Origin of the sequence: uncultured Rossellomorea sp. (assembly GCF_947488365.1) — a bacterium.
GTDB lineage: Bacteria > Bacillota > Bacilli > Bacillales > Bacillaceae_B > Rossellomorea.
In genome coordinates, this window is the sequence record NZ_CANKZT010000001.1 from 559,918 (window position 1) to 585,426 (window position 25,509).

Sequence of the window (25,509 nt, forward strand, 5' to 3'; positions counted from 1 at the left end):
TAACCCTTCTAATAAATCAATGTAAATATTATTAAAAATTGTTGCAAAGGAATTGTAAATGATAATCGAAGACAAAAAAGGCACTCACCCCAACTGATGTGGGGAGAGTGCTTTTTTATTGGTCTAACGGAATTTCCAATACTTGTCCTGTCTGAATTTCATTATCTTGAATATGATTCCACTCTTTGATACGGTCAACTCCTGATTGTGAATTGTAGTATTTCATCGCAATTCGGAAGAGTGTTTCCTGAGGTTTTACCGTGTGATATACGATCTTGTACATTGGCTGTTCTTCCTTTGTTTCCTCTTTTACTTCTACTTCCGGCTTTTCCTCTACCGTTTCTTGATTAGCGGGTGGAGAAGATGGGGCTTGTTGTTCCTTACCTGCATTAGAAGAAGCAGCCTCTTTAGCCGATTCTTGTTTATTGTCACCTGTAGAAGGCTCATCTTCTTTTTTGGGATCAGACTCTGTGTCACTCTCTTCGTTATCACTATCTGCCTGATCGTAGCGAACCTCTTCCACGTCATCCACATCTTCAGACATGACCACCAGGGGACCATTTCTATTATCGAAATAAGAATAAATGCTGAACACAGTCAATGGCAAAAGAATAAAAAATAAGAGCAGCATACTAATCAATGGATACTTCATTTTCAATTTGTTCTTATTCTTCTTTTTCTCTCTATGCAGCTCACTTCTGGCTGGGAGAGTCTCTCTTTTTTTGTCTGGCACTTCCGCTGGGACTCGTTCAATTTTTTGCTTTAATCTCGCTGCCTGATCTCGATATGGGTCTTTACTCATGAGACATCCCTTCTTTACTCCCTTGTCTTCCTTTCTTACGCATGTGTAAACCTAGTAAGAAATCGATAACAAAGTGCATAATGATTGTTACCAATAAATTCTCTGTTTGTTCATAAATGAAACCGATCCAAAAGCTAAGCAGGACAATATTAACAATTAAAAACCAGTGAGCCCAATACCTGAAATGAATGAGAGCAAATATAATGCTTGAAATAATTAAGCCAAAGTGAAATTGCAGTACACCTCTGAATAATATTTCTTCACTTATGCTAATGAAAAAAGCCAGTAAAGCAATTTCTCCAATACTTCTATTCGTAAATATTCGTGCATTCACCCCGCCATCATCGTAGTATCTACTCGGTAAATGCTTCATTAATATGATGTCGATGGCCACAATAATTAAGCCGCTTGTTAGTCCAATTGTTAAAATAGATGAGGACATATAGAACTGTTTCCAAAATTCAGACCATGTATCAAATAAAAATATACCTAATCCCAAGGCAATCGTTAATAGTAAAATTTGAGTAAAATACAAATGAAATGTTAACTGCTTCTTGGTAAGCTGTTGTATGATTTCCCCTTGTTTCTGCATCGTTACCACTTATCCTAATAATAATTTTTCCAACCTTTTTTCCCATGATGTTTCTATTGGGGCGACAGCGGTAAAAGGTTGACTCTTGAAATCCTTAAGAGTATAACCGCATTGATCGCAGCAGAAACTATTCTCCTTTTGAAGCACTTCGTCGAAATAATGAAGGAGTCTCTCTCTTCTGCAAGAGCTGACCTGTATCCACTCGATCATTGAAATCAGTTTGTCCTTCTTGTATTGTAAACGATTGTTCCGTATTTGTTTCATTTTTTCTATCAATCTATCATCATTAAGTGCCTGTCCTTGAGTCAGCTCATCTGCATAATAAGTAAGAAATCGATATTGAACCTCTGACAGTTGCAACAGATCGACTATCTCTTTTGTCTGACCCTGTCTGCCTTCCTTTACATATCCTTGTATCTGTGCGTCTTCAGGTAATTCACTTTGAATAAGCTGCAAAGGGATCGAAAGGTCTTGTTCAGAGTATAACACGACAGACACACTACCTTCTCCATCCCGTCCAGCTCTTCCGATTTCTTGTAGAAACGCTTCTATACTTGAAGAGAAATGAAAATGAATGACAAATCGGATATTTTCTTTATTTACACCCATTCCAAAGGCTGAAGTGGCACATATGATTCTTAGCTTGTTGGATAGAAATTGCTGCTGAATTAAAATCCGATCTTCCTGCTCCATCCCACCATGATAATGAGCGACACCTGTTACACCGTTCTCCCCTAGCCAAAAAGAAACGTCTTCTGCCATTCGTTTACTTGAAAAATAGATTATTCCCGGTCCATCCCATTTTGTAATGCATTCTAGAAGGGAATCCAGCTTTTCGTTATGATTCGTGACCTTCTCGACAAACAAACCTATATTTTCACGATCTACTGAGTAGACTTTTTCTACTGCTTCATCCATTTGAAGCACTTCTCTAATGTCCTTCCTTACTTCTTCAGTAGCAGTGGCCGTTAACGCCAATGTGGTTGGATTCCCAAGCTTGTCTTTAAGCTCTCCCAGCTTCAAGTAATCCGGCCTGAAATCAGGACCCCATTGCGAAATACAATGAGCTTCATCCGTGACGAACAGGGATATATCTAATCTTTGAAGGGATGAGATGATACCGGGATTCATGACCATTTCTGGTGATATGAAGATGAACTTGTATAGATGTAATTGCTCAAGAGCCGCTTTTCTCTCCATATAGGGTAAAAATGAATTAAGTGCGATCACCCTTTTTTCTCCCATTATTTTCATCTGTTCCACTTGATCCTGCATTAATGACAGAAGAGGAGAAACGATTAACACTTGTCCCCTCATTAGATATCCGGGCAATTGATAGCACAGAGACTTACCGGTTCCTGTAGGGAGCATCGCCACCGTATCTCGTCTATCCAGGACGGATTGAATGATTTCCTTCTGTCCTTTTCTAAAAGAAGAATAGCCAAATCTCTTTTTAAGCTCTTGTTGCAACTTCACGGTTCTCACCTGCCTTTGCGATCGCTACCCGAATTTGAAAATAAGATAAATGAGGAAGCTTTTCTTTAATCGGTTTCAGCCTTTTGGTTTTCGCGTCTTTCATCACCATCAATACATTCTGATATTCTTCTTGAGAAATAAACGGCTCAATGGTAAATTCTTTCTGTGTTAAAATTAATTCGATCACGTGATCTTCAATGGTGTTTATTTTTAAATCACGTATACGTGAGATCTCTTCGATTGTATGCCCTTTTTGATACAACTCATATGTTTTACTTGTAGAAATTGTCAGGTTTTGCTGTTGATCACTTTTTAAGCCGATGGAATATAGTATAGGGTAAGTTGAACATTCCTTTTCTAATTCTGATAACATACCGTGTACTAAATTAAGAAATTTAAAACGGAATTCTTCTTGATGCATATTTAATTTCTTCGAAACCTGCAGTTCTGTCCATCCATAATCCTTGTATCCAGTTAAGCGGAAAACAAGGATGTTGGGATCCAAGGTTTGGGATAGCCTGGTTAACAGGCTGTGCAGCTCCTTATATAGAGCGGAAGATAAATTATCGATATTAGGGTTCGCTTTTAGGCAGCCCTTCACCCAATCTTGAACATTTTTGTTGCGTTGCACAGGAAAATAGAGCGTTTCCTGCTGTTTCCCGTTCGAAAGAACTTGAACAAGGAGGCTTAATCTTTTCCAAAACAGAACCGTTTGATCACCGTAAACGAGTCCATTCATATTTGATGGAAATGAGTCACCTTGAAAATCATTTTTGACAGAAATCATACCATCAGTGGTCACAGTCGCTTTCCCACTTTCGTCGACAATGACATACCCCACTTTCTCTAATTCCTTTACCTTCTGATTAAAGTACGCTCGTTTAAGCTTAGGTAAAGAAAGGAAAAACGGCTGCAAATAAAAGATATGGGCATCCTGGATCGACTGGGAGGATTTTTTTCCTTTTAAGATATGAAAAACAGAGTAAATTGAACGCTCTCCATTTATTTGCAAGAGACAATATAAAATCACATAATTAAGATAGGTCAATTCTCTACTCCTTAACATGTAGGTTATTGTCAAATATTGTACCATGAATTTGTTGTTTAACCATGTTTTGTTTTTCATATATAGGATAAAAATAAAAAGAAACCACCTAACTATTGAAAAGTTATACAATCCTCTATAAAATAAACATTAAGTGATTTTTCACAAACTTACATTGTGTATAATGATGAATTATATAGAATTATTTACTCGGGAGGTTTTTTCTTTGCCAAAATATACGATCGTTGACAAGGATACATGCATTGCATGTGGAGCGTGCGGGGCTGCTGCTCCAGATATTTACGACTATGATGATGAAGGTATTGCATTTGTAACATTAGACGATAACCAAGGAACGGTTGAAGTTCCTGACGTATTGGAAGATGATATGATTGATGCATTTGAAGGTTGTCCTACTGATTCCATTAAAGTAGCTGACGAACCTTTTGATGGAGACGCACTTAAGTTTGAATAGTAATCACAAAAGCTAAGGAGAAATTCTCCTTAGCTTTTTCTTTTTACATTGAAAATATTAGAAAAACCCCTCAATTGTGATTGAGGGGTTTACGATTTATATTAGCTCTATGCCGCTTTGTTCAGGGCTACCTGTCTTGATAACCAGCCTTGAAGGCGGACAAATAGTAAGATGAAGACCGTTGTTACTAAAATTCCTTTTAAAATGTTGAATGGGACAATTCCTGTAATGATTATTTCAGCTGGAAGCTCAAAATTCATAAAGTATTTATAAGCAGGCAGGAACACAAAATAATTAAGAATCCCCATGCTAATACTCATGACCACAGTACCTGTGATGAGACCAATCAACAGTCCTTTTTTAGATTGAAAGCGTGAATAAATATAATATGTCGGTAGAATTAAAAGTACTCCCGCCATAAAATTGGCTACATGACCAATTGGGACGCCGGTATCGCTTCCTGTCATAATGTAGTCAATTACATTTTTAAATAATTCAACTAATATCCCTGCCAGAGGACCTAATGTCACAGTTGCAATTAACGCAGGAACGTCACTAAAATCTACCATTAAAAACTTTGGAAATGGTGGAATCGGGAAGTTAAACAACATCAACACATAGGATATGGCACTTAACATACCAACCGTTACAAACATGCGCGTATTCATTTTTCTCATAAAACCTCTCTCCTTTAGGAGACTCATCTCATATCGAAGATAGCTCAAGCCAAAGGTAGCATTAAAAAACCCCTAGATACGTATATCTAGGAGAATGATAAGGCATACCCGAATAAACGTCTAGCTTCCCTTTTTCTAAACGTTTTGGCATAAACCCTCATCTCCTCCCATCCAGACTATACTGTCGGCTTTGGAATCGCACCAAATCCTGCCCCAAAAGGCTCGCGGGCTTAGAAACAAATGTTTCATCACCGCCGGTAGGGAATTTCACCCTGCCCCGAAGACGAATCTTTATTTTTTTATACATTCTCATTATACATAAGGATGGGGATTATGTGAAGGAAAAAGTTCGAATTCGAAATAAATTTGATTAACCTGATTCTATAAAGTTTACACATCTATTATTGCAGCTTTAAAACTTGCTGCGGATAGATAGGCGTCTTAAGATCCAATCCGTTCCAAGCCACCAATTCATTCACATCAATTCCTTGTGCGACTGAAATGGAGTATAAGGTGTCTCCTTGTTTCACTACATACCTACTCCCTGCTGATTGAGGGATGTCTAAAGACTGGTTAACCACCAAATTGGTGTCATTTAACTCATTGGCACTCTTAATATCCTCCACAGATATATTGTATTGCTGAGAAATCCCCCAGAGGGTCTCCCCTTTATGTACGATATGACTTACCTGTTTTTCATTAGATTGAACTTCTTCTGCAGAGCTTACACCATGGGTGCTTTCAGGTGTTCCGGAAACATCCACTGCCTGAAAAGGATCTTTCTCCTGAGCAAACACAAGCTGCCCAACCTGACCTTGTCCAAATACCATATAGGGATCGATTGCATTCTCCTTATCGATCGTCCATTTCCCCCTATGCACTTCAAAATGCAAGTGGGCTCCTGTCGACCTGCCTGTGTTTCCTAAACTTCCAAGCTGTTCACCTTGACCCACCTCTTGATTTTCTTCTACAAACCGGTTTTCAAGATGAGCATAAACGGTTTCGTATCCGTTATCGTGCCTAATAAATACTACATGGCCGTAGCTTGCAGAAAGATAGGATTTAGTGACTTTACCTTTAGCTACTGAATAAACAGGAGAACCGATATCTCCTCCTATGTCCATACCTTTATGTGTACCTGACCTTGTCCCATACGAGTCGGTTATCACCCCTTCAACTGGAAATGTCCAGGATACCGTTTCTTCCGCGATCTCATTCGTCTCTGCTTTCGCTATCTTTCCAGTAAAGAACATAAAGCTCACACACAACGCTAACAGAAATACGATTAATAACCTTCTAACATAATCCAAAACCATGCTTGTCCTCCTTACCCATTTGACGCAATACCTTTATTTCTTCCCGACTGAAGCGACACTACCGCTACCTTTTCACGCATTAAACCATTCTTGCCTTCTCACCTTCATTTCATGCACTCCCCACTATATGTACATGCCCCCTTCAATATTCATAACAGAATGAGATAATTTTCCTTTGAGTAGTTTGTCTAAGTTTGAGATAAATATACACGGAAATGCGGAGCCGACTGATCAGGCCCGACAAGCACTTTGGGAAAATGGCAAAAGGCGTACTTTGCCTTATGCCATTTTTCCAAAGTGACCTCGAGGGACTAGGAGGCGCAGCTAGACATCCCAAAAGCGGAGGCGGCTTGGTCAGCCCCGACAAGCATAAGATGAATTGGCCTGGAAGGCGTCCTTTGCCTTCTTGGCCAATTTAGCATATGACCTCGAGGGGCTGGCCGCCGGAGCTGGATGACACAAATGCGGAGGCGGCTTGGTCAGCCCCGACAAGCATAAGTCGAACATGCCGAAAAGGCGTCCTTTGCCTTTTTGGCATGTTTGACTTATGACCTCGAGCCTCTAGTCGCCGGAGTTACACATAAAAAAAGACCAGAAACGGATTACTTCCCCGCTTCCAGTCTTTCCATCACATCTAATTTTCTAAGCTTTTCTTATTCGGGCTGATCGGTGTCTCAATTGGTTCGTTGAACTCGAATCCATTCCAGCTTTCCTGCTTAATATTTTCAAATAGAACCCTTTCATAACCGGAGCTTTTGCTTGTCAGCAATAAACCTTCTATCATCTCCAGAGCTGTGTCCTTATCTAAGGTTTCAATATCCAATTCATTTAAGAAGTTAATGGTTAAATAGTCATCTGAATCTGAAACACTAATATTGATGTTTTTCGGAATCACACTTTGGAAAAGGTTTTTGTCGGATCTTTTCATTGCTTGAATGGACTCTTTGACATTTCCTCTGTTTATGTTATCCGGCACAAGGAAGCGCTCTCTACCATTTGGTGAATATAGAAAATATGCCGTATGAACCTCTTCTGTTAGATCGACTTTTGAGAATTCCCCGGTAGAACTGAATTGCGGAACTGACCCGTCTTGTTCTTGAAGAACCACTTCGTTTAAATCCTGATGTTGAAATGAGTAAAGTAGAGAATGATAAAAAGCGTATTCCACCGAACTACTCCCACTATACGAATGATCTGCATCCAGAGTGAAGATGACTTTGCGGTCTTCAAGGGTGAATTTTCCTTTCAGGGGAAGAAAGTCTTCCATTCCCCAGCTTCCTTCAGGTAATACACCGGCAAGTTGTTCGTGTCGGGCCAACCAGCTTTCTTCATCTTCTGCCGGGTCGTCGACTACCGAGACGGGAACAGGTACCGCTTCGGGAGAAACAAGTCCATAGGAATAGTAGTCCTTTCCTTCCAAGTCTTCTTCATATAGAGATAATCTGTCTTCTGTAAGCGGTTTAAGGCTTTTTTCAGACTCAGCCATACTTAGCTGATTATTCTCGTTTTCAGTCGTAATTTGCTCCTTGTCAGAGTCTTGAACCATTTCGGAACTTCCCTCTGATTCTTCTGCCTTTTTCACTGTTATGTCCCTGCCAGATGATTCGGATTTCATTTCAGACTTTCCCATACTATTTTCATTGAATTGATTTAATACGGTTGGAGCAAGCATAACCATAATGAATATGGCTGCCAGCGCAGCGACTGTTGGAATTAAACGGTTTAAAGCAAAGAATCTCTTTTTGTTCTGACGCTCCATCCTTGCGTAAATTGATTGAGGAGTTCGATCATCTTTGATTCGAGGAAGCTTTTTGACAAGGTCCTCTATATCACGATCTTTCCATTCTGACTGCTTCAATGTCTCTTTCCCCCTTTTGTAGCCGTTGATTCATTTCAATTCTTAACCATTTGATGGCTCGATGCTGGGTCGTTTTCACTTTACTTTCAGTCCAGCCTAAAACTTCAGATGTTTCAGCGATTGAAAGTTCTTGTAAATATCGCATAATAATCACCATTCGATAATCCGTCGAACATTGTTTTAAGCACTCGTACAATACTTTAATTTCTTCCTTCGCAACGGCAATTTCTTCCGGGAGTGCCACGTCGTCTGTCACATCGTTTCGGCTCCAATCGAATTTATCCAATATTCGATTCTTCCAATTCTTTTGTTTTCTAAAATGATCAATGGCTACATTTTTTGCAATCGAAAAAAGCCATGTTCTTTCTGAGCTTTTGCCTTCAAAACGCTCATGAGATTTAAGCACCCGGATATATACTTCCTGCACCAGGTCTTCAGCCTGCTGCTTATTCTGTACCATATATATTAGAAATTGAAATACATCTTGATGATAATCAGAGTATAATTTCTCAAAAACGGAGTCCACTTGTTCCCCTCCCCGTCAATTTATTAGTCGTTTTTTATGTGAAAAAGTTACACACTATCAATATAGTATTTAACCGGTAAAAAGGAAAGACTTTATTCACAAGATTCTCTACAAATAAAAAGCCAACAGGGTGCTTTTCCCCCTGTTGACTTCTCCAGTTATTCCTATTTATTTTTATCACTTTTTCAACAACGTTTTCTACGAGCAGCCAAAAAATAAAGAATGTTTCCCATGTAACAAGAAAAATCGTCAAGTTTCTATGGATACCATCGATTCTTGGCTAAATAGGAAGAAAGAAAGTGAAGGTTGTCCCTTGATCGACTTTACTTTGCACTTGAATATGACCTTTATGGGACTCAATAATGTTCTTCGCGATTGCTAAGCCAAGACCTGTGCCTGACTTCCCTCTTGTCCTGGCTTTATCTGCTTTATAGAAGCGCTCAAATACAAAAGGAAGATCTTCTTCAGGAATTCCTGAACCCGTGTCTTTTACGTGAAACAAATAACCGCCCTTGCTTTCCGTCAGGGATACCGTTACTTCCCCGCCTGTAGGAGTATGTCTTAAAGCATTATCAATAAGATTGGTTAATACTTGTTCGATTCTGTCCGGGTCCATATGAATTTCATTTTTGATCCCTACATCACTTTCAAAGAATATGGAGACCTTTTTTTCTTTGGCCAGTCCAATAAATTTATTGGTCACTCTTTCGGTGAAAGGCATGATACCTATTACGTCTTTATTAAGAGTGATATGCCCCGCCTCCATACGAGCCAAATCCAGAAGGTCATTGACCAAACGGCCCATGCGCAATGATTCATCATAAATAATTCGGGCTATCTCTTTCTTTTCTTCTTCAGTTTCAGCAATATCATCAACGATCGCTTCGCTATATCCTTGAAGCATAGAGATTGGCGTACGGAGTTCATGGGATACATTTGCAATAAAATCTTTCCGAAGCTTATCCAATCTTCGCTCTTCTGTCATATCGCGGACGACCGCCACTGCTCCTCTGATGTTGTTGTTGTTGTAAAGAGGACTGATAATCACCACATACGAACGTCCTTGCAGACTCAGTTCACCGGTCTGTTCCATTTCTGTCACGACCACGCTTTGTAATAATTCTTTTACAGTAGTAGGGATGGCTTCCTCACTGCTTTCGCTTTGCTCATAATACCAATGCTGCAGGAATCTATCCGCCGGCGGATTGGTAATTAAGATCGTGCCGTCCCGATTAAAGGTGATGACGCCATCAGCCATACTGCTTAATATCGAGGAAAGCTGCTCTTTCTCCTGGCTCAGTGCGTTAATGTGAAACTTTAACTGCCTACCCATTTGGTTAAACCCTGTTGCAAGTTCACCGATTTCATCCTTCGTCAAAATCGGAACCTTTGTATCAAATTTACCCTTTGCTACCTCAAAGGCTGCTTCCCGCATTTTCCTTAATGGTGCGGTGATACGCGTAGAAAGGAAGAAAGCAAAAATGGTTGTTAAAATAATGGCAATCCCGGCAGCAAGCAAAATCAGTTTCGTTGTTTGACGAGTAGTATCTTTAATAACACCAAGGGACTGATAGAGATACACAGCTCCATCTTCTTCATTGATATGCAAGGGCGTCCCGACAATAATGACGTTTTCATAACGGTTCGATGACATTTCCGAGGATAATTCAATCTCTTTCTTGACGGTAATTTCTTTTGTTTTCACTGATTGAAGTTGTTCATCTTCTGAAATATAGTCGTGAATATTCTTTTGAAATTCTGTAGAATCCTGTGAATAAAGTGACTCATTTTGATCTAAGGAGATAATGATGTTTATCGGGTCATCAATGATTTCTTTACCCAGTTCCATCCCGAGCTCCAAGTCTTTATGATTCTGAATGACCCTCGCCACTTTTTCAGCCGTATGGGTTAATTCTTTTTCAACCACATCGACGTGATAGTTTTGAAAGAATTCCAGTAAAAGAATCGTAAGGATAAATAACACAAAGGAAACTAAGAGCAGGATCGTTAGCCATAGCTTTCCTACAACACTACGCCAGAGCCTCATTCATTGGTTACCTCGAATTTGTATCCTACTCCCCATACGGTCACAATCATTTTTGCAGCCATCTCAGAAACTTTATTCAGTTTTTCTCTTAATCGCTTTACATGAGTATCAACTGTGCGCAGGTCTCCGAAAAATTCATAATGCCATACTTCCTTGAGCAGGTGCTCACGGTCAAACACTTTGTCTGGAGCTTTGGCAAGGAAATATAACAATTCGTATTCCTTCGGTGTCAGGTTCACATCTTTTCCATCAGCAGTTACCCGGTGGGCATCATTATCGATGGTAAGATGAGGATAAACGATCAGGTCCTTCGTCTTCGCGTCTGTTTGAATAAAGCTCGTCTTTGAAGAACGTCTTAATAGCGCTTTCACTCTCAAAACCACTTCGCGAGGAGAAAAAGGTTTCACTATGTAGTCGTCTGTTCCAACTTCGAACCCTTGCACTCTGTTCACTTCTTCTCCTTTAGCAGTGAGCATGATCACGGGAGTCGCTTTCTTTTCACGAAGATGCTGACATACTTCGATCCCATCCATCCCCGGCATCATGATATCCAGTAAGATACAGTCGTAATTATTCTCGAGAGAAAGCGCTAATGCTTCTTCTCCATTCTCTGCTTCATCAATTTCATAGTTTTCTCTTTCAAGATACATTTTTAAAAGTCTACGAATCCGGTCTTCATCATCAACAACTAAAATTCTAATGTTTTCCTCCATGGGTAATATCCCCCTTTTGTCTAATTAAACCATATTATCCTATATTTTATATGAAAAAAGAAGCTGACTCAAAGAGAATATCATTCTCACTATCGTCAGCTCCCTCCCGTTCATTATTTAAGCATATGAATGCAACCCTGCGATAATAAGGTTAACGGCCACCAGGTTGAAAAGAATAATGGCAACCCCGATCACGGCTAACCACGCAGATTTCTCACCGTGCCATCCTTTAGATAGGCGTAGGTGCAGAAAGGCTGCATAAAATAAGAATGTAATTAATGCCCACACTTCTTTAGGGTCCCAACCCCAGAATCGCGTCCAGGCAATTTGCGCCCAAATCATGGCGAAGATGAGTCCGCCAAGTGTAAAGACTGGAAAACCGATTAAAACGGAGCGATAACCAATTTCGTCCATTAGATCCAGATTCACATTTTTCACCAATGGCTGTAATTTTGCAGCAATACGCTTTCTGAAGATTAAACGTAATAGTAGATAAATACCTGTTCCAATCAGAAACGACCAAATAACGGTATTTAGTTTCTTAGCGTTAATAAGGGCTGGCATTTCTACAAGCGGCTCCATTACGTTGTCGGTTAATAGTCGGCCTTCATTCGGTCCGACAAGAGCCGGGAGTGTGTATTCAGAAACCGCTTCTGTCCCTTCTTGATTTACATATTGAAAGTTCGCTTCGTAATTCCCCAGGGTAAAGGCAGTTGATGCCACTACAAACCCTAATACGACAACTAAAGAATACATGACGGTTTCAAGCCAAAACGATTGCTTGCTTCCTTTTGTATGTTGCACTGATTTCAATAAGTAGATTAACCCTGCCACAAAACTGATGGATAAAATCGCTTCCCCTGCTGAAACAGTTGTGACGTGGATTTTCAACCAATCACTTTGAAGAGCAGGAATCAATGGGCTAATGTCTTTAGGAAACATACTGGCATAGGCGATCACCAAAAGTGCAAATGGTAACGCAATGACACCAAGTATCGTTGTCTTATACATAAAGTAAAGAATGATAAAGGCTCCGACAAGCATCATTCCGAAAAAGGTTGTAAATTCAAACAAATTACTTACCGGAGCGTGTCCTGCTGCTCCCCATCTTAAAAAGAAGTAACCTATTTGAGCGGCAAATCCAATAAGGGTTAAAACTATCCCAATTAATCCCCACTTTTGTTGATTCGTTTCAGTTGTATTTTTTTGGCGAATGCTCCCACCAAAAAACAACGTAGCAATCAAATACATCATGAAGGATACATAGAGTAAATTACTACTCCACGCTGCCATTGTTAGCGTTGACATCTTCATTCCTCCTTGCTTCGTCCTTTTGTTGTTGATCTTCAGGTTCCTGTATTCCAGTACCTTCCAAAACGAAGTTGATTTCATTTTTTAATCCATGCCAGTTTTTATTCGTATGGCCGGCTACGATGACTCCATCTTCACTCCGCCTGATCCAGATTCTTCGGTGGTGCCAATAAGCACCTTGTACGACACCTATCATAAAGATGGCTCCACCAACGGCTAAGATCCAAAGAGTGAGGTCCTTATGAACGGTTAAAGCAGATACATCTCTTGTCTCCACACCTGCAAATGACAATTTATATTCATTGTCACCAAGCGGTTCCAGGTTTTGCTGGATCCCTACAAAGCTCACTTCACCATCGGGCTTCTCAGGCGAGAACAATTTGAAAAGGAATGCAGGATTATTCGGTAAAGGAGACTTGGTTTGCGGCTCCCCTTGTTCATTAAATCCAGAGAAATCAGGATAATATCCCATCAATTCTACTTTATAACCTTCTTCAAATGCGTAGGTATCTTGAGGATCGAATAGATCGACGGTGAATTTGCCGAAGCTCTCCCCAGACCCTTTATTATCAAATGTAAAGGACATTGATTTAAATTCATCCAGCTTGTAGCTTGTTTGGTATACGGCAAAGTTTCCAAATTTCAAAGGATGATTTACTTTGATCGAATCCTCTTTTTCCACTTCCCGGTCAGCCGTTTGTCCTGGAAGTTTATCTCCGGATTCTTTATACAGTACCACGTCAGACTGGAAATTCTTGGCGATGGTTCCATTCTTATCAATAGCTTCCCCAAACACTTCTTTGTCTTTTTCTTTATCGTATGTCTCTAACGTAAACCCTTTATTTTCTAAGTAATATTCTTGTTTCGTACCAGGAACGGCTCTCGTCTCACCTTCACGGATCCACACGGTTTCATCAATATACATTCCAGGAACGAATCTTAACATACCCCCGAATAGGAAGATGATGAGACCGATATGATTCACATAGGGACCCCATCTAGAAAAACGATTTTTCTCTGCAAGGATGTTGCCGTCCTCTTCACGGATCTTATATTTTTTTTGTGTTAATTTTTCTTTTATTTTACTTATAGAGTCATTGATGTCGACCAATTCTGTTTTCCCATAGATTCGTTGGCGCTTCAGGAAACCAACATGTCTGGAAACACGTTGATTCTTGAGGGCACGATAGAGGGGAATTACCCGGTCAAGACTACAAATCACGAGGGAAACTCCAATCGATGCGATTAATAGTAGATACCACCATGAACTATATAAATCATGGAAACCTAACGTGTAATATAACTCTCCAAAAAAGCCGTATACATCTTCATAGTACTCATTTGCTGGCTGTCCATTCGGAATATATTGTTCCTGGGGCAAAATCGTGCCGACTGCAGAGGCGATAAGTGTGATGACAATTAACCATACGCCAACCTTAACAGATGAAAAGAAATTCCAAATCTTGTCGATAATCGATCTGTTATACGTTTGGGAACGCCTTGCACTACCCTCATAACGCATGTCATGAAGCTTCTCATTCTTCGCTTCATCCGTTAAAGCCCGTCCACAGGATTCGCATAAAACGGTACCGTTAGGATTTACATGACCGCATTCACATTTGATTTCTTTCATGTTAAAACTCCTTATATCAAGTTAAACTGCTGAGCTAAGGCTTGATGCTCTCTAAATCTTCTATGATATCGTTTTCTGACATCGTACCTGTAATGATTTTTTCAATTTCACCTTGAGGGTTAATGAGGAATGTAGTCGGTAACGGATCTATACCGTACGCATTTTGAACTTCCTCTTCTTGGTCTACTAAAATAGGGAACTCCAACCCGTGTTTAGACACGAATCGATTGATAAGGAAATCTGATTCTCCCACATTGACTGCCAATATGTGTACACCTTGAGCTTTATATTTTTCATATTGATTATTCATATATGGCATCTCTCTTTCACATGGTTTGCACCATGTTCCCCAGAAATTCAGGAATACCCCTTGGCCCTCATAGTCGGACAAACGATGTTTATTCCCTTCCATATCTTGTAATACAAAGTCAGGCGCTTGATCTCCCACCTTTAATTTCCCTCTTTCATCCTTCGTAAAGTTTGCATACAGAGTATATGCAACCGCAGAAGTCAGCACAATGAGAATAATTGTCCGGATGAGTAATCTGCGTTTTTTCTTATTCATGTACGTGTGCCTCCCATATTGAAATCGTTCTCAAGAATGGAAATGATTTTTCTCTCTTTACAGTAGCAAAGGGCCTGATGTCATAAGAATACCCTTATGAGATCAGTCCCTGCCATAATGTAATGTCCATTCCTTCATAATAAGCAGGGAAATATCCCTTGGATTTCAGGGTAAAATTCCTTTCCCATTATATCATTTATCACTTTAGAGATAGTGTAAATTATATGAAGGATATGTGACACTTTCCAACCTATTCTTTATCGGATATTTCCTGTTTCAGCCAGTGTTCTCAGCTGTTTCACTTCATGCGGAGTAAGTTCTCTTCCTTCTCCTGCGTTCAAGCCATGGAGAGACAGGAATGCATATCTTTCCCGTTTCAGCTTTTGTACCGGATACCCAATCGCTTCGAACATCCTGCGCACTTGACGGTTTCTGCCCTCATGAATGGTGATTTCTACGATGGATTTCCCTTGTTTCTTATCAATACTTAACACTTTCACTTTTGCAGGAGCAGTCATGCCGTCCTCCAGTTTAATCCCTTTTTCAAGTTCTCTGATTTTAAATTTAGGCGGGATGCCTTTTAATCTTGCTACGTATGTTTTTTCAATTTCGTTACTTGGATGCATCAGGGAGTTAGCGAAGTCTCCGTCATTGGTTAAAAGAAGAATACCTGACGTCTCATAGTCCAGTCTTCCTACAGGATAGATTCTTTCTTGGATTTCAGGGAAGAAGTCCGTTACAACTTGACGCTCTTTGTCGTCAGCCACAGCCGAAATAACCCCTCTTGGCTTGTAAAGCATATAATATACTTTGTTTTCTCTTTCAATCTGAATCCCTGTCACTTCAACTCTATCTGAATTAGAGACCTTTGTTCCCAATTCCTTCACTACTACACCATTGACCTTTACTTTACCCTCTATAATTAATTGCTCAGCTTTTCGTCGAGACGCTACTCCACTATGAGCAATAACCTTTTGTAATCGTTCCACGGTATTTCACCTCATTTAATTTTCAATACATTTGTCTTCATGAATTATTACACAATCCAGGCAAAATAGAAAGGTATAAAGAAAAATCGACCTTTTCAGTCGATTTCTTTATACCTCATTGTTTCCATTATTAATAGATGCCAATCCTTAAAACATAATCGTGACGATGAAGATGGCGGCTACGATTCCGACGACGTCGGCTAGTAATCCGACCTTCAGCGCGTCTCCCATCTTACGTATCCCTACTGCCCCGAAGTACACGGTCAATACGTAAAGGGTCGTATCGGTACTTCCCTGTAAGGTTGATGCAAGTCTTCCGATAAAGGAATCTGGCCCGTGGGTAGCGACAATATCACTCATCATACCAAGGGCAGCTGTTCCTGAAATGGGCCTGATAATGGCAAGTGGCACAATTTCAGGGGGTATACCAAGTGCAAGCAATCCCGGACGGATGAGATTCACAAAGAACTCAAGTGCTCCTGATTCTCTAAAAATGGTAATCGCCACAAGCATTCCAATGAGGAAAGGAATGATCGATACGGCAATTTTAATGCCTTCTTTTCCCCCATCTACAAACACTTCATACGTTGGTACCTTTTTAAGGGTGCCATAGATCAATATGAAGCCAATCATAATAGGGATTAACCATAATGAAATGGTGGATATCCATTGCATCTATTTCACCTCACGACGAGTACGTCTGTAATGAAAATAACGGTCTATCAGTATGGCTCCGATGGTCGATAGCATTGTGGCAATTAAGGTTGGTCCTACAATTTCAGTTGGAGAAGCTGAATCATATTTCATCCGGATCGCAATGACCGTTGTGGGAATGATGGTAAGACTTGACGTATTGATCGCTAAGAATGTAATCATCGACCTGCTGGCATAGTCTTTTCCTCCATTAAGGTCCTTTAATTGCTCCATCGCTTTGATCCCGAGAGGTGTTGCTGCGTTTCCAAGGCCAAACATATTGGCCATCATATTTGATAATATATATCCCATAGCAGGATGATTATCCGGCACTTCAGGAAACAACCTGGTGACAAAGGGTCTGAACAGCCTGGCCAGTTTATCCAATAAACCCGCTTCTTGAGCAATCCTCATGATTCCCAACCAAAACACCAATACGCTGACCAATCCTATACAGAGGGTAACGGCTTCATTGGCAGATGTGAAAATGGCTTCGTTTACTTCTTCCATTTTCCCATTTATAATGGCGAATACTAAACCGATGATGGTCATCCCGACCCAAATGAGATTAACCATGATCCCGGACTCCTATAAAGGACTCGAAGGAGTATGCCCAGAACTTCCACCAGCTTTTTTCTTCTTCTGTTTTACCCTTTGTTTTAAAGAAAATGGGAAGAGTGTCTACTTCTACGTCTTCTAAATACACGACAGCCTTTCCTACTACTTCAGGTACATTTTTATTCTTTAACCATTCCTCTTTAGGCTTTAACATTTTATACTCTACCTTCACATCATCCACTTCACCATCTTGAAGGGTAAGGACGGATTCACGTTTAAGATAGGCATGATCTTTGTATATTTCGTCATCCATTTTATCAATCGTTCCTTTTTCCAGGACGATCCTATAATCATATTGCTTAAACCCGAATTCAAACATTCCAATATGATCATTCCAATCATCGGGACCATTGAGTGTAACGGCAATGAGATTCTCTCCATCCTTAGAAGCTGTGGACACAAGCGTTCTTTTGGCTCGTTTTGTGTAACCGGTTTTCCCACCCGTACTATGTTTATATAATTCTGTTAATAATCTATTTTTGTTCTTCCACTTACGATCCCATTTTTCTTCTGGATTTGGCGCAGTATGAACCTTAGTTCCTGCAATCTTCTTGTATAATTCGTTCTCCATTGAATATCTCGTTAGTACTGCCATATCATACGCAGTTGAATAGTGGTCCTCATGATCATCAAGACCATGGGGATTGGAAAAATGAGTATTTTCCATTCCGATTTCATTCGCCTTTTCATTCATCATATAAACAAATCCGTCCAGACTTCCGCCCACATATTCTGCTATGGCAACCGCTGCATCATTCCCGGATCTTAGCATAAGCCCATACACCAGATCTTCCAGCTTTATCTTCTCCCCCGCTTTTAAGTATAGCGAAGACCCTTCCGTACCAGCTGCATTCGAAGAAACCGTTACTTCCTTACCCATCTTTCCGGATTCGACTGCCAGAATTGCTGTCATAATCTTTGTAATACTGGCAATTCGACTTTGACTGTGAGCATCCTTTTCATAAAGAATCCTCCCCGTCTCCTGATCCATTAAAATTGCCCGCTGTGAACTGACAGAAGGTGCGGCCTGAACTTCATTGGAAACGACTACAAACAATAAAGTAAAGATAAGGAAATAATTTATGTAAAATTTCACTTTCTTTAGATTCACACCCATCTACTCCTTTGGTTCTAACGTGTTTGTACAAGTTTATGCAGGACAAGGGGTAATATGAATGAAAATCTGGAAATGCCAACACAGTACAACTTGAAAAAACTGAAACACACAAAAACACAGCTGAGTCTTTCAGCTGTGTTTTCCATGTTCTATTCTTTGGATTGCAGCTTTTGGTTTCGATACTCGACCTCGAATTCGATTAATTCCTCCCGAATGCTATGAAACTCTCCTTCCACACCTCTTAATAAGGCAGCGAAGCAGCCGGGAGGTTCTTGTCGAAACCGGATTGCACTGCGATCGGGATAGGTAATACGACGATCTTCAAACCATAGATTATATCGCGGGGAATAATATTCCTCTATGCATTTATGATAGATTTTATAAAGGATTCTTTCGGCAACCAGCTTCTGGAAGGGTTCAGTTTGAACAATGATTGTACAAGCATCCAGTCCTTCTTCACAATAGACAAGAAGTCTTCTTAGATTTGAAAGCAGCCCTTCGTAATAAGCTTTATCTCCATGTTTCCCCTCTAATAGATCTTGTATGGTAACGGTATTTAAATAGCCTTCAAATTTAATAATCGAATTTTCAAGAAAGGGTTGTATGTCTTGCACCTGAGTTTTCACAATAAAATCGTTCATCTATTCCCCTCCATATTTCCCCTGCTAGTTCCATTTTATCAATCCATCGTTCTGAAAATTCTATTTCGTCAAAATTTTCAGAACGATGGACTCATGAAAACAGGCAGGACCTCCAATCATATAGCCGAGTTCCTGCCTATTCACTATCTACATATGATTTTATCCTAATCTTTCGAATCCATCGTTTCCTGAAATTTCTCAAAGAATAAATCCGCTTCATCCTGCATGAATTCGTCTTCTATATTCTCAGGCAAGGGTGGAAGTTCATCTATTCTCTTTAGTCCGAAATAGTCCAGAAATTCTTTCGTCGTACCAAACAAATAGGCACGACCCGTACCTTCTGCCCTACCAACTTCCTTGACCAGCCCTTTTGACGTCAGGGTCTGAATGGGACGTTCGGTTTTAACACCTCTGATTTGTTCGATCTCCATCCTGGTGATAGGCTGCTTATAAGCAACAATCGCCAGTGTTTCAAGAGCTGCTTGAGATAAAAAGCTTACATTTGGTGACTCAACCAATTTCTTTAAATAATCGGCGTTGCTTTTTTTGGTAACTAATTGAAAGGTATCAGCTATCTCAATCATATAAATTCCACGATTGACATCCTTTTCATAATCCATCTTTAACTCTTCAATGACATCCATCGCTTCCTGCTCCCCGATTTCCAATACGGAACAGACTTGCTTGAGTGAAAGACCTTCATCTCCGGCTGCAAACAATAAGCTTTCCAGTATCCCCTTCCAATTACTGCTATTCAACAAGTCCTACCTCCTCTCCTGCTTCAACAAATATTTCTGTGAAGTTTTTTTCTTGATTGACAATGATTTGCTTCCGCTTCATTAATTCCAGCACAGCAAGGAAAGTAACTACGAGATGTTCTTTATTATCGGTTGGGAAAAGACTTGTAAATGATGTACGTACTTTGATATTCCGTAAACTATGAAGAATGTCATTCATTCTTTTCTCAATGGATATTTCCTGTCTGGTAATTCTGGTTTGAACGGGTCTTTGCAGCTTCTTACGCCTCAATAATTTATGAAAAGCTCCTAACATATCATATAAAGACACTTGAACTTCACTATTCTTCAAATCAACTTCTTCAGTGAATTCCGAAAGATCACTTGGAGGCTTCGTATACACTTGTCCCCGTTCTTCCTCACGATGCTTCAGCTCATTTGCCGCTTCTTTAAATTTACGATATTCAATCAATCGTTCAACTAATTCGTCACGTGGATCTTCCTCTTCAAATTCAATCTCATCGTTTAGAAGTCCTTCATCATGTTTCGGTAGAAGCATTTTACTTTTAATGGCTAATAACGTAGCAGCCATTACTAAGTATTCACTGGCAACATCAAGCTGCAAATTCTTCATCGTATGTACATATAACATATATTGCTCAGTAATTTGAGCCATAGGAATATCATATATATCAATTTCCAACGAGTTAATCAGATGCAAAAGAAGGTCTAGTGGACCTTCAAAAGCGTCAATTTTCACATTGTATTCCACTTTATCACCAAATTTCTAATTACAGTCATTCCTGATAGCTACTTAATAGTATAGTAGATTGACCACTATTCTCCAATAGAAAGTTTTTGTTTATATAGTATGTACCTGTCGTTTTAGCAAAGACGTAGAATGTGCTACACTTTAAATACTCAGACACTCAAAATATGAAAGGAGGTATCACATGGTTTATCCTAAACCTTATATAGAATTCTTAATGTATTTCCACGGAAATCGTGATTACTTCGAATGTCATGAAGTGTTAGAAGAATATTGGAAAGAAGTGGACCCTAAGAACCGCTCTTCCCACTGGGTGGGGTTAATCCAGATAGCTGTAGGTTTTTACCATTACAGAAGAGGTAATCTTCCTGGAGCAGCCCGAACATTTAAGAAAGCCATCCAAAATATTGAGGTGAATCAGGAACAACTCTCTCACTTAGGAATCCATGCAGCTGAACTCCAAGACATGCTTGTTGATACCGGCCATGAACTAAGTACAAATCAGCCCTATAAGAGCATAAATATTCCCCTCACGGAGACTTCTCTCCTTAAGCAAGTTCAATCACTGTGTAAGGACAATGGGTACTCATGGTGTTCTCCAAGTGATTTAACGAATAATGATCTCATTCATCGTCATTCCTTACGAGACCGTACAGAAGTGATTTTGGAGCGTAAAAATGCATTAGAACGAAAAAAAAGAGGCTGACCACCTATTAAGCAAGGTGGCCGTCCTCTTTATTGCTTCTCGTCCTTTACTTCTTCTTCAATCTCATCACACTTCTCAAAAAATGAAGCGGTGTCTGAATTCGGCTTCACTTCATACTCTGAATGCATGTCTCTTAACTGCTTCACCATTGATTTCCCAATTCCTTCATGGCGATGGGATGGGTTTACTGATATATGCTGAATCTCTAATGTACTATCTGTCTTGAAGACTCCAATCAAGCCTACTATGTCCTCTTCTTTCCATAAAAAGAGCTGCCAATTGTCTTCAGTTTCGTATTGCTTCATCGTCTGTTGAAGCTTCTTCAAATCCTTTTCATTTGGCATGAAAGATAATAATCCCATTGCGATCTTTTCAAACGCCTTTTTATACCGAATTAACATATTTACCCCTCGTTATGTTTTATGCCTAATCTATTTATTTCCTATTTTAGACAAAAACTAGAAATTTAATTGATATGAATGTTTATATATCTTACTAAATTTACTTTTATTAATCAACTTTAACCAATCAATTCCCAGCCAGGAACATCCAGTAGATGACGCCCCACACTATGCCGGCTACTAATAAAAACAAAAACAACCCCTTATTGCTGATCTTCATAAATGACTCCTTTGTCTATACTATATTCACCTTTATATATCATTGTTATTGTATAGTAAAATCAATATTTGTTAAAGTATGTTATTCAGTATATAAAAAAGTAGTCTTTAAGTACGATATACTTAAAGACTACTTTTCTAGCTTATTTAAACGTTACATCAAGTGAAATCATATCCTCATACGTCTCTCTTTGAACGGCTAACCTGGTTTCTCCATTCTCTACAAACACGACAGCCGGACGGGGAATACGATTATAGTTATTCGCCATGGAATATCCATAAGCACCTGTACAGAACACGGCAAGAATGTCACCGGCTTCTGAATCAGGAAGGGGTAAATCCCAGATCAACATATCACCTGATTCACAGCATTTACCAGCGATCGATACAGTTTCTTCCGGGGTTTGGTCTGCTTTATTCGCAATCAAGGCTTCATATTTCGCCTTATAGAGAGCGGGTCTGATATTGTCACTCATTCCTCCATCAATCGCTAAGTACTTCCGGATGTTTGGTACTTCTTTTCTTGAACCCAATTTATAAAGGCTGGTGCCTGCATCGCCCACAAGGGAACGACCTGGTTCAATCCAGATTTCCGGCATTTCGAGATTGTATCTTTTAACTTCCTCTTTTACAGCAGAAATCATTTCCTTCACATATAGAGCAGGCGGGAGCGGGTCATCATCCTTCGTATATCGAATACCAAAGCCACCGCCTAAATTGATTACTTTAGGGTCAAAATCATATTGTGATTTCCATTGAGCTACCTTCTCAATAATTTTCTTAGCAGCAAGAATGAAGCCTGTTGTTTCGAATATTTGGGATCCAATATGACAATGCAACCCCAACAATTCAATCCCATCATGGCTCATCGCCTTTTTCATAGCTTCCTCAGCTTGGCCATTACCCAAATCGAATCCGAATTTGGAATCCTCTTGTCCGGTTAGTATATAATCATGAGTATGGGCTTCAATCCCAGGCGTCACTCTTAACAAAACCTTTGTCATTTGTTCAGAGGAGAGTGAAATTTCATTCACAAGTTCCAGTTCGTAAAAATTATCAACGACAATACAGCCTATTTTGTTTTCAATGGCCATCATCAGTTCTTCCCTGGACTTATTGTTCCCATTAAAATGGATGCGTTCAGGAGGAAATTCTGCCTTTAACGCAGTGTATAACTCCCCCCCTGAAACCACATCCAGTGATAATCCCTCTTCTTTCATTAATTGAAAGACCGCGATACATGAAAATGCCTTACTTGCGTAGGCAACTTCTGCCTTCACTCCAAGGGAATCAAACGTCTCTTTAAATCCTCTTGCCCGTTCTCTAATAAGTGCTGTGTCATAAACGTAAAGGGGAGTACCATATTGTTCTGCTAACTTTGTGGTACTCACCCCGCCTATGGTAAGATGACCGTTTTGTATTTCTGCTGATCCATGAAGATACATGAAACGTCTCATTCCCCTCTTTAATGCTCTTCTAATTAAACGTAATTTACCACAGAATGAGAGTTGTTGCAATATTTCTAAGATTTCGCAGGTTGCTTATACTTATTTCTCGGCTGCACAATGCTAGGTCTGATTTTTGCTCCCGGCATAGAGCGGCGAATCAGGATTTGCATGAATGCTTTAGGACTGAATGGCATCAACGGCCACAGATAAGGTGTATTCAAAGATTTTATATTTGTAACGAATAAGATAAAAAGTGTTGTACCCACCATCAAGCCAGGGATATGGAAGAAGGCAACTGCAATTAGAAGGAACAGTCTGGCCATCTTGTTCGCAGCACTCAATTCATAACTTGGTGTAGCAAACGTTCCAATGGATGCAACGGCTACATACAGGATGACTTCAGGTTGAAATAACCCTACATCAATGGCTATTTGTCCAATTAAGACAGCCGCTATCAGACCCATTGCAGTGGATAATGGGGTTGGAGTATGAATGGCGGCAACCCTGAACATTTCAACCCCGAAATCCGCTATGAACAACTGTACAATAACAGGAATATTCGTTTGCTCATTTGGCCCTACGAATTTAATCACTTCAGGTAAGAGGGAAGGATCCAATACAAATAGGTACCATAACGGGAGTAAAAACAGTGATGCTAATATCCCTAGGAATCTGGTCCATCTGACAAAGGTCCCGACAGCCGGTGATTGTCTATATTCCTCCGCATGCTGGAGGTGATGGAAATATGTCGTTGGTGTAATGATGACACTCGGCGAAGTATCAACAAAAATAAGAACATGTCCTTCTAATAAGTGAGTGGCTGCGACGTCTGCTCTTTCAGTGTATCGAACGAGAGGATATGGATTATACCCTTGCTTCACAAGGAACTCTTCAACCGTTTTATCCGCCATCGTTAATCCGTCGATCTTAATACTCTTCAATTCTTTCTTGATGACTTCAATTAAGCTCGGATTTGCAACATCATTTATATAAGCAATGGAAATGTCAGTTTTAGATCGTTCCCCGATACGAAATATTTCAAACCTCAATCTTGGATCCCGGATTCTTCGTCTTGTTAAAGCGGTATTCACAATAATATTCTCTACATAACCATCCCGGGAACCACGTACTACCTTTTCAGTATCAGGCTCTGAAGGCTGTCGCCCGGGATAACTACGAACATCAACAATGATTGCCTCGTCGTACCCTTCGACAAAGACTGCTATTAATCCTGATAGCACTTCGTCAACTGCTTCTTCAATCGTTTTAACCGGCTCAACCGATTGATGAACAAGGCGATTATGTACAATCTCATATAATCGGCTCGTTGCACGCTCATGATCATTGATCTCAACGAGTTCCTCCACTATTTGAATAATGTAGGAAGCATCAGTCAACCCGTTAATATAATAGATGTGCACTCCTTTTTTCAAAATCATGAGTTTACGGACACCTAAATCAAAGCTTTTGTTTAATCCTACATGATTCTTCATGTACTCTTCTATAACAGCTAAATCTTTTGATATTGGTATTTCTTTCGTTTTCTCAGGCATGATATCCGCTCCTTTCCAAGATGATTTCAACAGCCTTTTTCGTAATGGGCGAACCTTGTGAGTAGTGATCCCTTTTGGCCATTTTGCCTATGTCACCAATCCCGACGATAACGGGAACATCCAGCTCATCAAGGCAATAAACCGTATCTCCCGTTAATCTTCCCAAATCCATTTCAGGTACACCAAATTTATCTACCCCATATGGAGTCAATTCACCAAATTTATCAATGCATACATCCACTCTTGTCCATTCTGCCTGCCTGGTTTTACTGGCTACCGCAATAATGCCGAGCACGTCTATGCCAGGGTGGTTCGCAACATACTTTAGTGCCCTTTCGCCTGCACCTTCTCCAATAAATCCACTATCATCAAACATCACAAAGACGGGGTCATTCTTTGCACTTCTGATTAATTTCACAACCTCTGGTCCTGATAATACAGAAGGATTTCCTTTAGAGCTTGAGATACATCGTCCTCCATACTCCTTTGCCACGCACTCGATTGCCCGCTTGGCATATTCATCTCCATCTGTAATCAGGATCACTTTTCTTTTGTCGTCCATATGAACCCCTGCCTCTTGCT

At 40.0% G+C, this 25,509-nt stretch carries 26 protein-coding genes and 1 riboswitch; of the genes, 2 read left to right on the plus strand and 24 right to left on the minus strand.

What is annotated here, in order from left to right:
* Nucleotides 1–115: 115 nt before the first annotated feature.
* The 4 genes from Q1B03_RS03060 to Q1B03_RS03075 are packed head-to-tail and all read right to left on the minus strand — an operon-like array spanning nucleotide 116 to nucleotide 3,918.
* Nucleotides 116–802: a LysM peptidoglycan-binding domain-containing protein gene (locus Q1B03_RS03060; RefSeq protein ID WP_299738057.1), complete on the minus strand. Its 687-nt coding sequence runs from the start codon at nucleotides 800–802 to the stop codon at nucleotides 116–118.
* On the minus strand, nucleotides 795–1,394 hold the full coding sequence (locus tag Q1B03_RS03065) for a CPBP family intramembrane glutamic endopeptidase (protein ID WP_299738058.1): 600 nt from the start codon (nucleotides 1,392–1,394) through the stop codon (nucleotides 795–797). Before Q1B03_RS03065 ends, Q1B03_RS03060 begins: the two co-directional genes overlap by 8 nt.
* A gap of 9 nt (nucleotides 1,395–1,403) precedes the next feature.
* A complete protein-coding gene (locus tag Q1B03_RS03070) occupies nucleotides 1,404–2,870 on the minus strand; it encodes an ATP-dependent DNA helicase RecQ (protein WP_299738061.1) in 1,467 nt (488 codons plus the stop codon).
* On the minus strand, nucleotides 2,848–3,918 hold the full coding sequence (locus Q1B03_RS03075; RefSeq protein WP_299738063.1) for a helix-turn-helix domain-containing protein: 1,071 nt from the start codon (nucleotides 3,916–3,918) through the stop codon (nucleotides 2,848–2,850). Before Q1B03_RS03075 ends, Q1B03_RS03070 begins: the two co-directional genes overlap by 23 nt.
* Before the next feature lie 223 nt (nucleotides 3,919–4,141).
* Between Q1B03_RS03075 and Q1B03_RS03080 the strand changes: the two genes are divergently transcribed.
* Nucleotides 4,142–4,390, plus strand: coding sequence for a ferredoxin (locus tag Q1B03_RS03080; protein WP_032087848.1), 249 nt, complete (start codon nucleotides 4,142–4,144; stop codon nucleotides 4,388–4,390).
* 107 nt (nucleotides 4,391–4,497) lie between these two features.
* Here Q1B03_RS03080 and Q1B03_RS03085 read toward each other — a convergent pair whose 3' ends face one another.
* From Q1B03_RS03085 to Q1B03_RS03160, 16 genes are all read right to left on the minus strand, one after another.
* Nucleotides 4,498–5,067 carry an ECF transporter S component gene (locus Q1B03_RS03085; RefSeq protein ID WP_299738070.1) on the minus strand — a complete coding sequence of 190 codons (570 nt, stop codon included), beginning with the start codon at nucleotides 5,065–5,067 and terminating at the stop codon, nucleotides 4,498–4,500.
* Nucleotides 5,068–5,222: 155 nt separating this feature from the next.
* Nucleotides 5,223–5,356, minus strand: a riboswitch (FMN riboswitch).
* A 112-nt stretch (nucleotides 5,357–5,468) separates the two neighbouring features.
* Nucleotides 5,469–6,383: a peptidoglycan DD-metalloendopeptidase family protein gene (locus Q1B03_RS03090; RefSeq protein ID WP_299738072.1), complete on the minus strand. Its 915-nt coding sequence runs from the start codon at nucleotides 6,381–6,383 to the stop codon at nucleotides 5,469–5,471.
* Between the two features lie 634 nt (nucleotides 6,384–7,017).
* Nucleotides 7,018–8,241 carry a hypothetical protein gene (locus Q1B03_RS03095; protein WP_299738074.1) on the minus strand — a complete coding sequence of 408 codons (1,224 nt, stop codon included), beginning with the start codon at nucleotides 8,239–8,241 and terminating at the stop codon, nucleotides 7,018–7,020.
* Nucleotides 8,213–8,767 (minus strand): RNA polymerase sigma factor SigX, encoded by a 555-nt coding sequence (sigX, locus tag Q1B03_RS03100; protein WP_299738076.1) that lies wholly within the window; start codon nucleotides 8,765–8,767, stop codon nucleotides 8,213–8,215. The genes Q1B03_RS03095 and sigX overlap by 29 nt, the downstream gene beginning before the upstream one ends.
* A gap of 280 nt (nucleotides 8,768–9,047) precedes the next feature.
* Nucleotides 9,048–10,814, minus strand: a complete 1,767-nt coding sequence (locus Q1B03_RS03105) for an ATP-binding protein (RefSeq protein ID WP_299738078.1) — start codon at nucleotides 10,812–10,814, stop codon at nucleotides 9,048–9,050.
* Complete coding sequence (locus tag Q1B03_RS03110) at nucleotides 10,811–11,527, minus strand: response regulator transcription factor (protein ID WP_299738080.1); 717 nt, start codon at nucleotides 11,525–11,527, stop codon at nucleotides 10,811–10,813. Before Q1B03_RS03110 ends, Q1B03_RS03105 begins: the two co-directional genes overlap by 4 nt.
* A 117-nt stretch (nucleotides 11,528–11,644) precedes the next feature.
* Nucleotides 11,645–12,820, minus strand: coding sequence for a c-type cytochrome biogenesis protein CcsB (gene ccsB, locus Q1B03_RS03115; RefSeq protein WP_299739588.1), 1,176 nt, complete (start codon nucleotides 12,818–12,820; stop codon nucleotides 11,645–11,647).
* On the minus strand, nucleotides 12,804–14,471 hold the full coding sequence (locus tag Q1B03_RS03120) for a cytochrome c biogenesis protein ResB (RefSeq protein WP_299738082.1): 1,668 nt from the start codon (nucleotides 14,469–14,471) through the stop codon (nucleotides 12,804–12,806). The genes ccsB and Q1B03_RS03120 overlap by 17 nt, the downstream gene beginning before the upstream one ends.
* A gap of 34 nt (nucleotides 14,472–14,505) precedes the next feature.
* On the minus strand, nucleotides 14,506–15,036 hold the full coding sequence (locus Q1B03_RS03125) for a thiol-disulfide oxidoreductase ResA (protein WP_299738084.1): 531 nt from the start codon (nucleotides 15,034–15,036) through the stop codon (nucleotides 14,506–14,508).
* A 257-nt stretch (nucleotides 15,037–15,293) separates the two neighbouring features.
* The gene (locus Q1B03_RS03130; protein WP_299738086.1) at nucleotides 15,294–16,025 is read right to left on the minus strand and encodes a pseudouridine synthase; all 732 of its coding nucleotides are present in this window, start codon (nucleotides 16,023–16,025) and stop codon (nucleotides 15,294–15,296) included.
* 147 nt (nucleotides 16,026–16,172) lie between these two features.
* Complete coding sequence (locus tag Q1B03_RS03135; RefSeq protein ID WP_299738088.1) at nucleotides 16,173–16,700, minus strand: spore maturation protein; 528 nt, start codon at nucleotides 16,698–16,700, stop codon at nucleotides 16,173–16,175.
* Nucleotides 16,701–17,294 carry a nucleoside recognition domain-containing protein gene (locus tag Q1B03_RS03140; RefSeq protein WP_299738090.1) on the minus strand — a complete coding sequence of 198 codons (594 nt, stop codon included), beginning with the start codon at nucleotides 17,292–17,294 and terminating at the stop codon, nucleotides 16,701–16,703.
* Nucleotides 17,287–18,447 (minus strand): D-alanyl-D-alanine carboxypeptidase family protein, encoded by a 1,161-nt coding sequence (locus Q1B03_RS03145; protein WP_299738093.1) that lies wholly within the window; start codon nucleotides 18,445–18,447, stop codon nucleotides 17,287–17,289. Before Q1B03_RS03145 ends, Q1B03_RS03140 begins: the two co-directional genes overlap by 8 nt.
* Nucleotides 18,448–18,602: 155 nt before the next feature.
* Complete coding sequence (locus Q1B03_RS03150; RefSeq protein ID WP_299738095.1) at nucleotides 18,603–19,094, minus strand: DUF3907 family protein; 492 nt, start codon at nucleotides 19,092–19,094, stop codon at nucleotides 18,603–18,605.
* 164 nt (nucleotides 19,095–19,258) lie between these two features.
* Nucleotides 19,259–19,852 (minus strand): SMC-Scp complex subunit ScpB, encoded by a 594-nt coding sequence (scpB, locus tag Q1B03_RS03155; protein ID WP_299738097.1) that lies wholly within the window; start codon nucleotides 19,850–19,852, stop codon nucleotides 19,259–19,261.
* The gene (locus Q1B03_RS03160) at nucleotides 19,845–20,603 is read right to left on the minus strand and encodes a segregation/condensation protein A (RefSeq protein ID WP_299738099.1); all 759 of its coding nucleotides are present in this window, start codon (nucleotides 20,601–20,603) and stop codon (nucleotides 19,845–19,847) included. The genes scpB and Q1B03_RS03160 overlap by 8 nt, the downstream gene beginning before the upstream one ends.
* 181 nt (nucleotides 20,604–20,784) lie before the next feature.
* Here Q1B03_RS03160 and Q1B03_RS03165 point away from each other — a divergent pair, with 181 nt between their 5' ends.
* Complete coding sequence (locus Q1B03_RS03165) at nucleotides 20,785–21,306, plus strand: DUF309 domain-containing protein (RefSeq protein ID WP_299738102.1); 522 nt, start codon at nucleotides 20,785–20,787, stop codon at nucleotides 21,304–21,306.
* Between the two features lie 29 nt (nucleotides 21,307–21,335).
* Here Q1B03_RS03165 and Q1B03_RS03170 read toward each other — a convergent pair whose 3' ends face one another.
* From Q1B03_RS03170 to Q1B03_RS03185, 4 genes are all read right to left on the minus strand, one after another.
* Nucleotides 21,336–21,707 carry a GNAT family N-acetyltransferase gene (locus Q1B03_RS03170; protein ID WP_299738105.1) on the minus strand — a complete coding sequence of 124 codons (372 nt, stop codon included), beginning with the start codon at nucleotides 21,705–21,707 and terminating at the stop codon, nucleotides 21,336–21,338.
* 362 nt (nucleotides 21,708–22,069) lie between these two features.
* The gene (gene lysA / locus Q1B03_RS03175) at nucleotides 22,070–23,371 is read right to left on the minus strand and encodes a diaminopimelate decarboxylase (RefSeq protein WP_299739590.1); all 1,302 of its coding nucleotides are present in this window, start codon (nucleotides 23,369–23,371) and stop codon (nucleotides 22,070–22,072) included.
* A gap of 77 nt (nucleotides 23,372–23,448) precedes the next feature.
* Complete coding sequence (locus Q1B03_RS03180; protein WP_299738108.1) at nucleotides 23,449–24,927, minus strand: spore germination protein; 1,479 nt, start codon at nucleotides 24,925–24,927, stop codon at nucleotides 23,449–23,451.
* Entirely contained in the window at nucleotides 24,920–25,489 is a 570-nt protein-coding gene (locus Q1B03_RS03185; protein ID WP_299738110.1) for a stage V sporulation protein AE, read from the minus strand. Before Q1B03_RS03185 ends, Q1B03_RS03180 begins: the two co-directional genes overlap by 8 nt.
* Between the last annotated feature and the right edge of the window lie 20 nt (nucleotides 25,490–25,509).

Excerpts from the sequence above, each read along its gene's own strand:
- Q1B03_RS03060 (WP_299738057.1), bottom strand. The coding sequence starts at position 802 with ATGAGTAAAGACCCATATCGAGATCAGGCAGCGAGATTAAAGCAAAAA.
- Q1B03_RS03065 (WP_299738058.1), bottom strand. The coding sequence starts at position 1,394 with ATGCAGAAACAAGGGGAAATCATACAACAGCTTACCAAGAAGCAGTTA.
- Q1B03_RS03085 (WP_299738070.1), bottom strand. The coding sequence starts at position 5,067 with ATGAGAAAAATGAATACGCGCATGTTTGTAACGGTTGGTATGTTAAGT.
- Q1B03_RS03090 (WP_299738072.1), bottom strand. The coding sequence starts at position 6,383 with ATGGTTTTGGATTATGTTAGAAGGTTATTAATCGTATTTCTGTTAGCG.
- Q1B03_RS03105 (WP_299738078.1), bottom strand. The coding sequence starts at position 10,814 with ATGAGGCTCTGGCGTAGTGTTGTAGGAAAGCTATGGCTAACGATCCTG.
- Q1B03_RS03110 (WP_299738080.1), bottom strand. The coding sequence starts at position 11,527 with ATGGAGGAAAACATTAGAATTTTAGTTGTTGATGATGAAGACCGGATT.
- ccsB (WP_299739588.1), bottom strand. The coding sequence starts at position 12,820 with ATGGCAGCGTGGAGTAGTAATTTACTCTATGTATCCTTCATGATGTAT.
- Q1B03_RS03120 (WP_299738082.1), bottom strand. The coding sequence starts at position 14,471 with ATGAAAGAAATCAAATGTGAATGCGGTCATGTAAATCCTAACGGTACC.
- Q1B03_RS03125 (WP_299738084.1), bottom strand. The coding sequence starts at position 15,036 with ATGAATAAGAAAAAACGCAGATTACTCATCCGGACAATTATTCTCATT.
- Q1B03_RS03135 (WP_299738088.1), bottom strand. The coding sequence starts at position 16,700 with ATGCAATGGATATCCACCATTTCATTATGGTTAATCCCTATTATGATT.
- Q1B03_RS03140 (WP_299738090.1), bottom strand. The coding sequence starts at position 17,294 with ATGGTTAATCTCATTTGGGTCGGGATGACCATCATCGGTTTAGTATTC.
- Q1B03_RS03150 (WP_299738095.1), bottom strand. The coding sequence starts at position 19,094 with ATGAACGATTTTATTGTGAAAACTCAGGTGCAAGACATACAACCCTTT.
- Q1B03_RS03165 (WP_299738102.1), top strand. The coding sequence starts at position 20,785 with ATGGTTTATCCTAAACCTTATATAGAATTCTTAATGTATTTCCACGGA.
- Q1B03_RS03170 (WP_299738105.1), bottom strand. The coding sequence starts at position 21,707 with ATGTTAATTCGGTATAAAAAGGCGTTTGAAAAGATCGCAATGGGATTA.
- lysA (WP_299739590.1), bottom strand. The coding sequence starts at position 23,371 with ATGTATCTTCATGGATCAGCAGAAATACAAAACGGTCATCTTACCATA.
- Q1B03_RS03180 (WP_299738108.1), bottom strand. The coding sequence starts at position 24,927 with ATGCCTGAGAAAACGAAAGAAATACCAATATCAAAAGATTTAGCTGTT.
- Q1B03_RS03185 (WP_299738110.1), bottom strand. The coding sequence starts at position 25,489 with ATGGACGACAAAAGAAAAGTGATCCTGATTACAGATGGAGATGAATAT.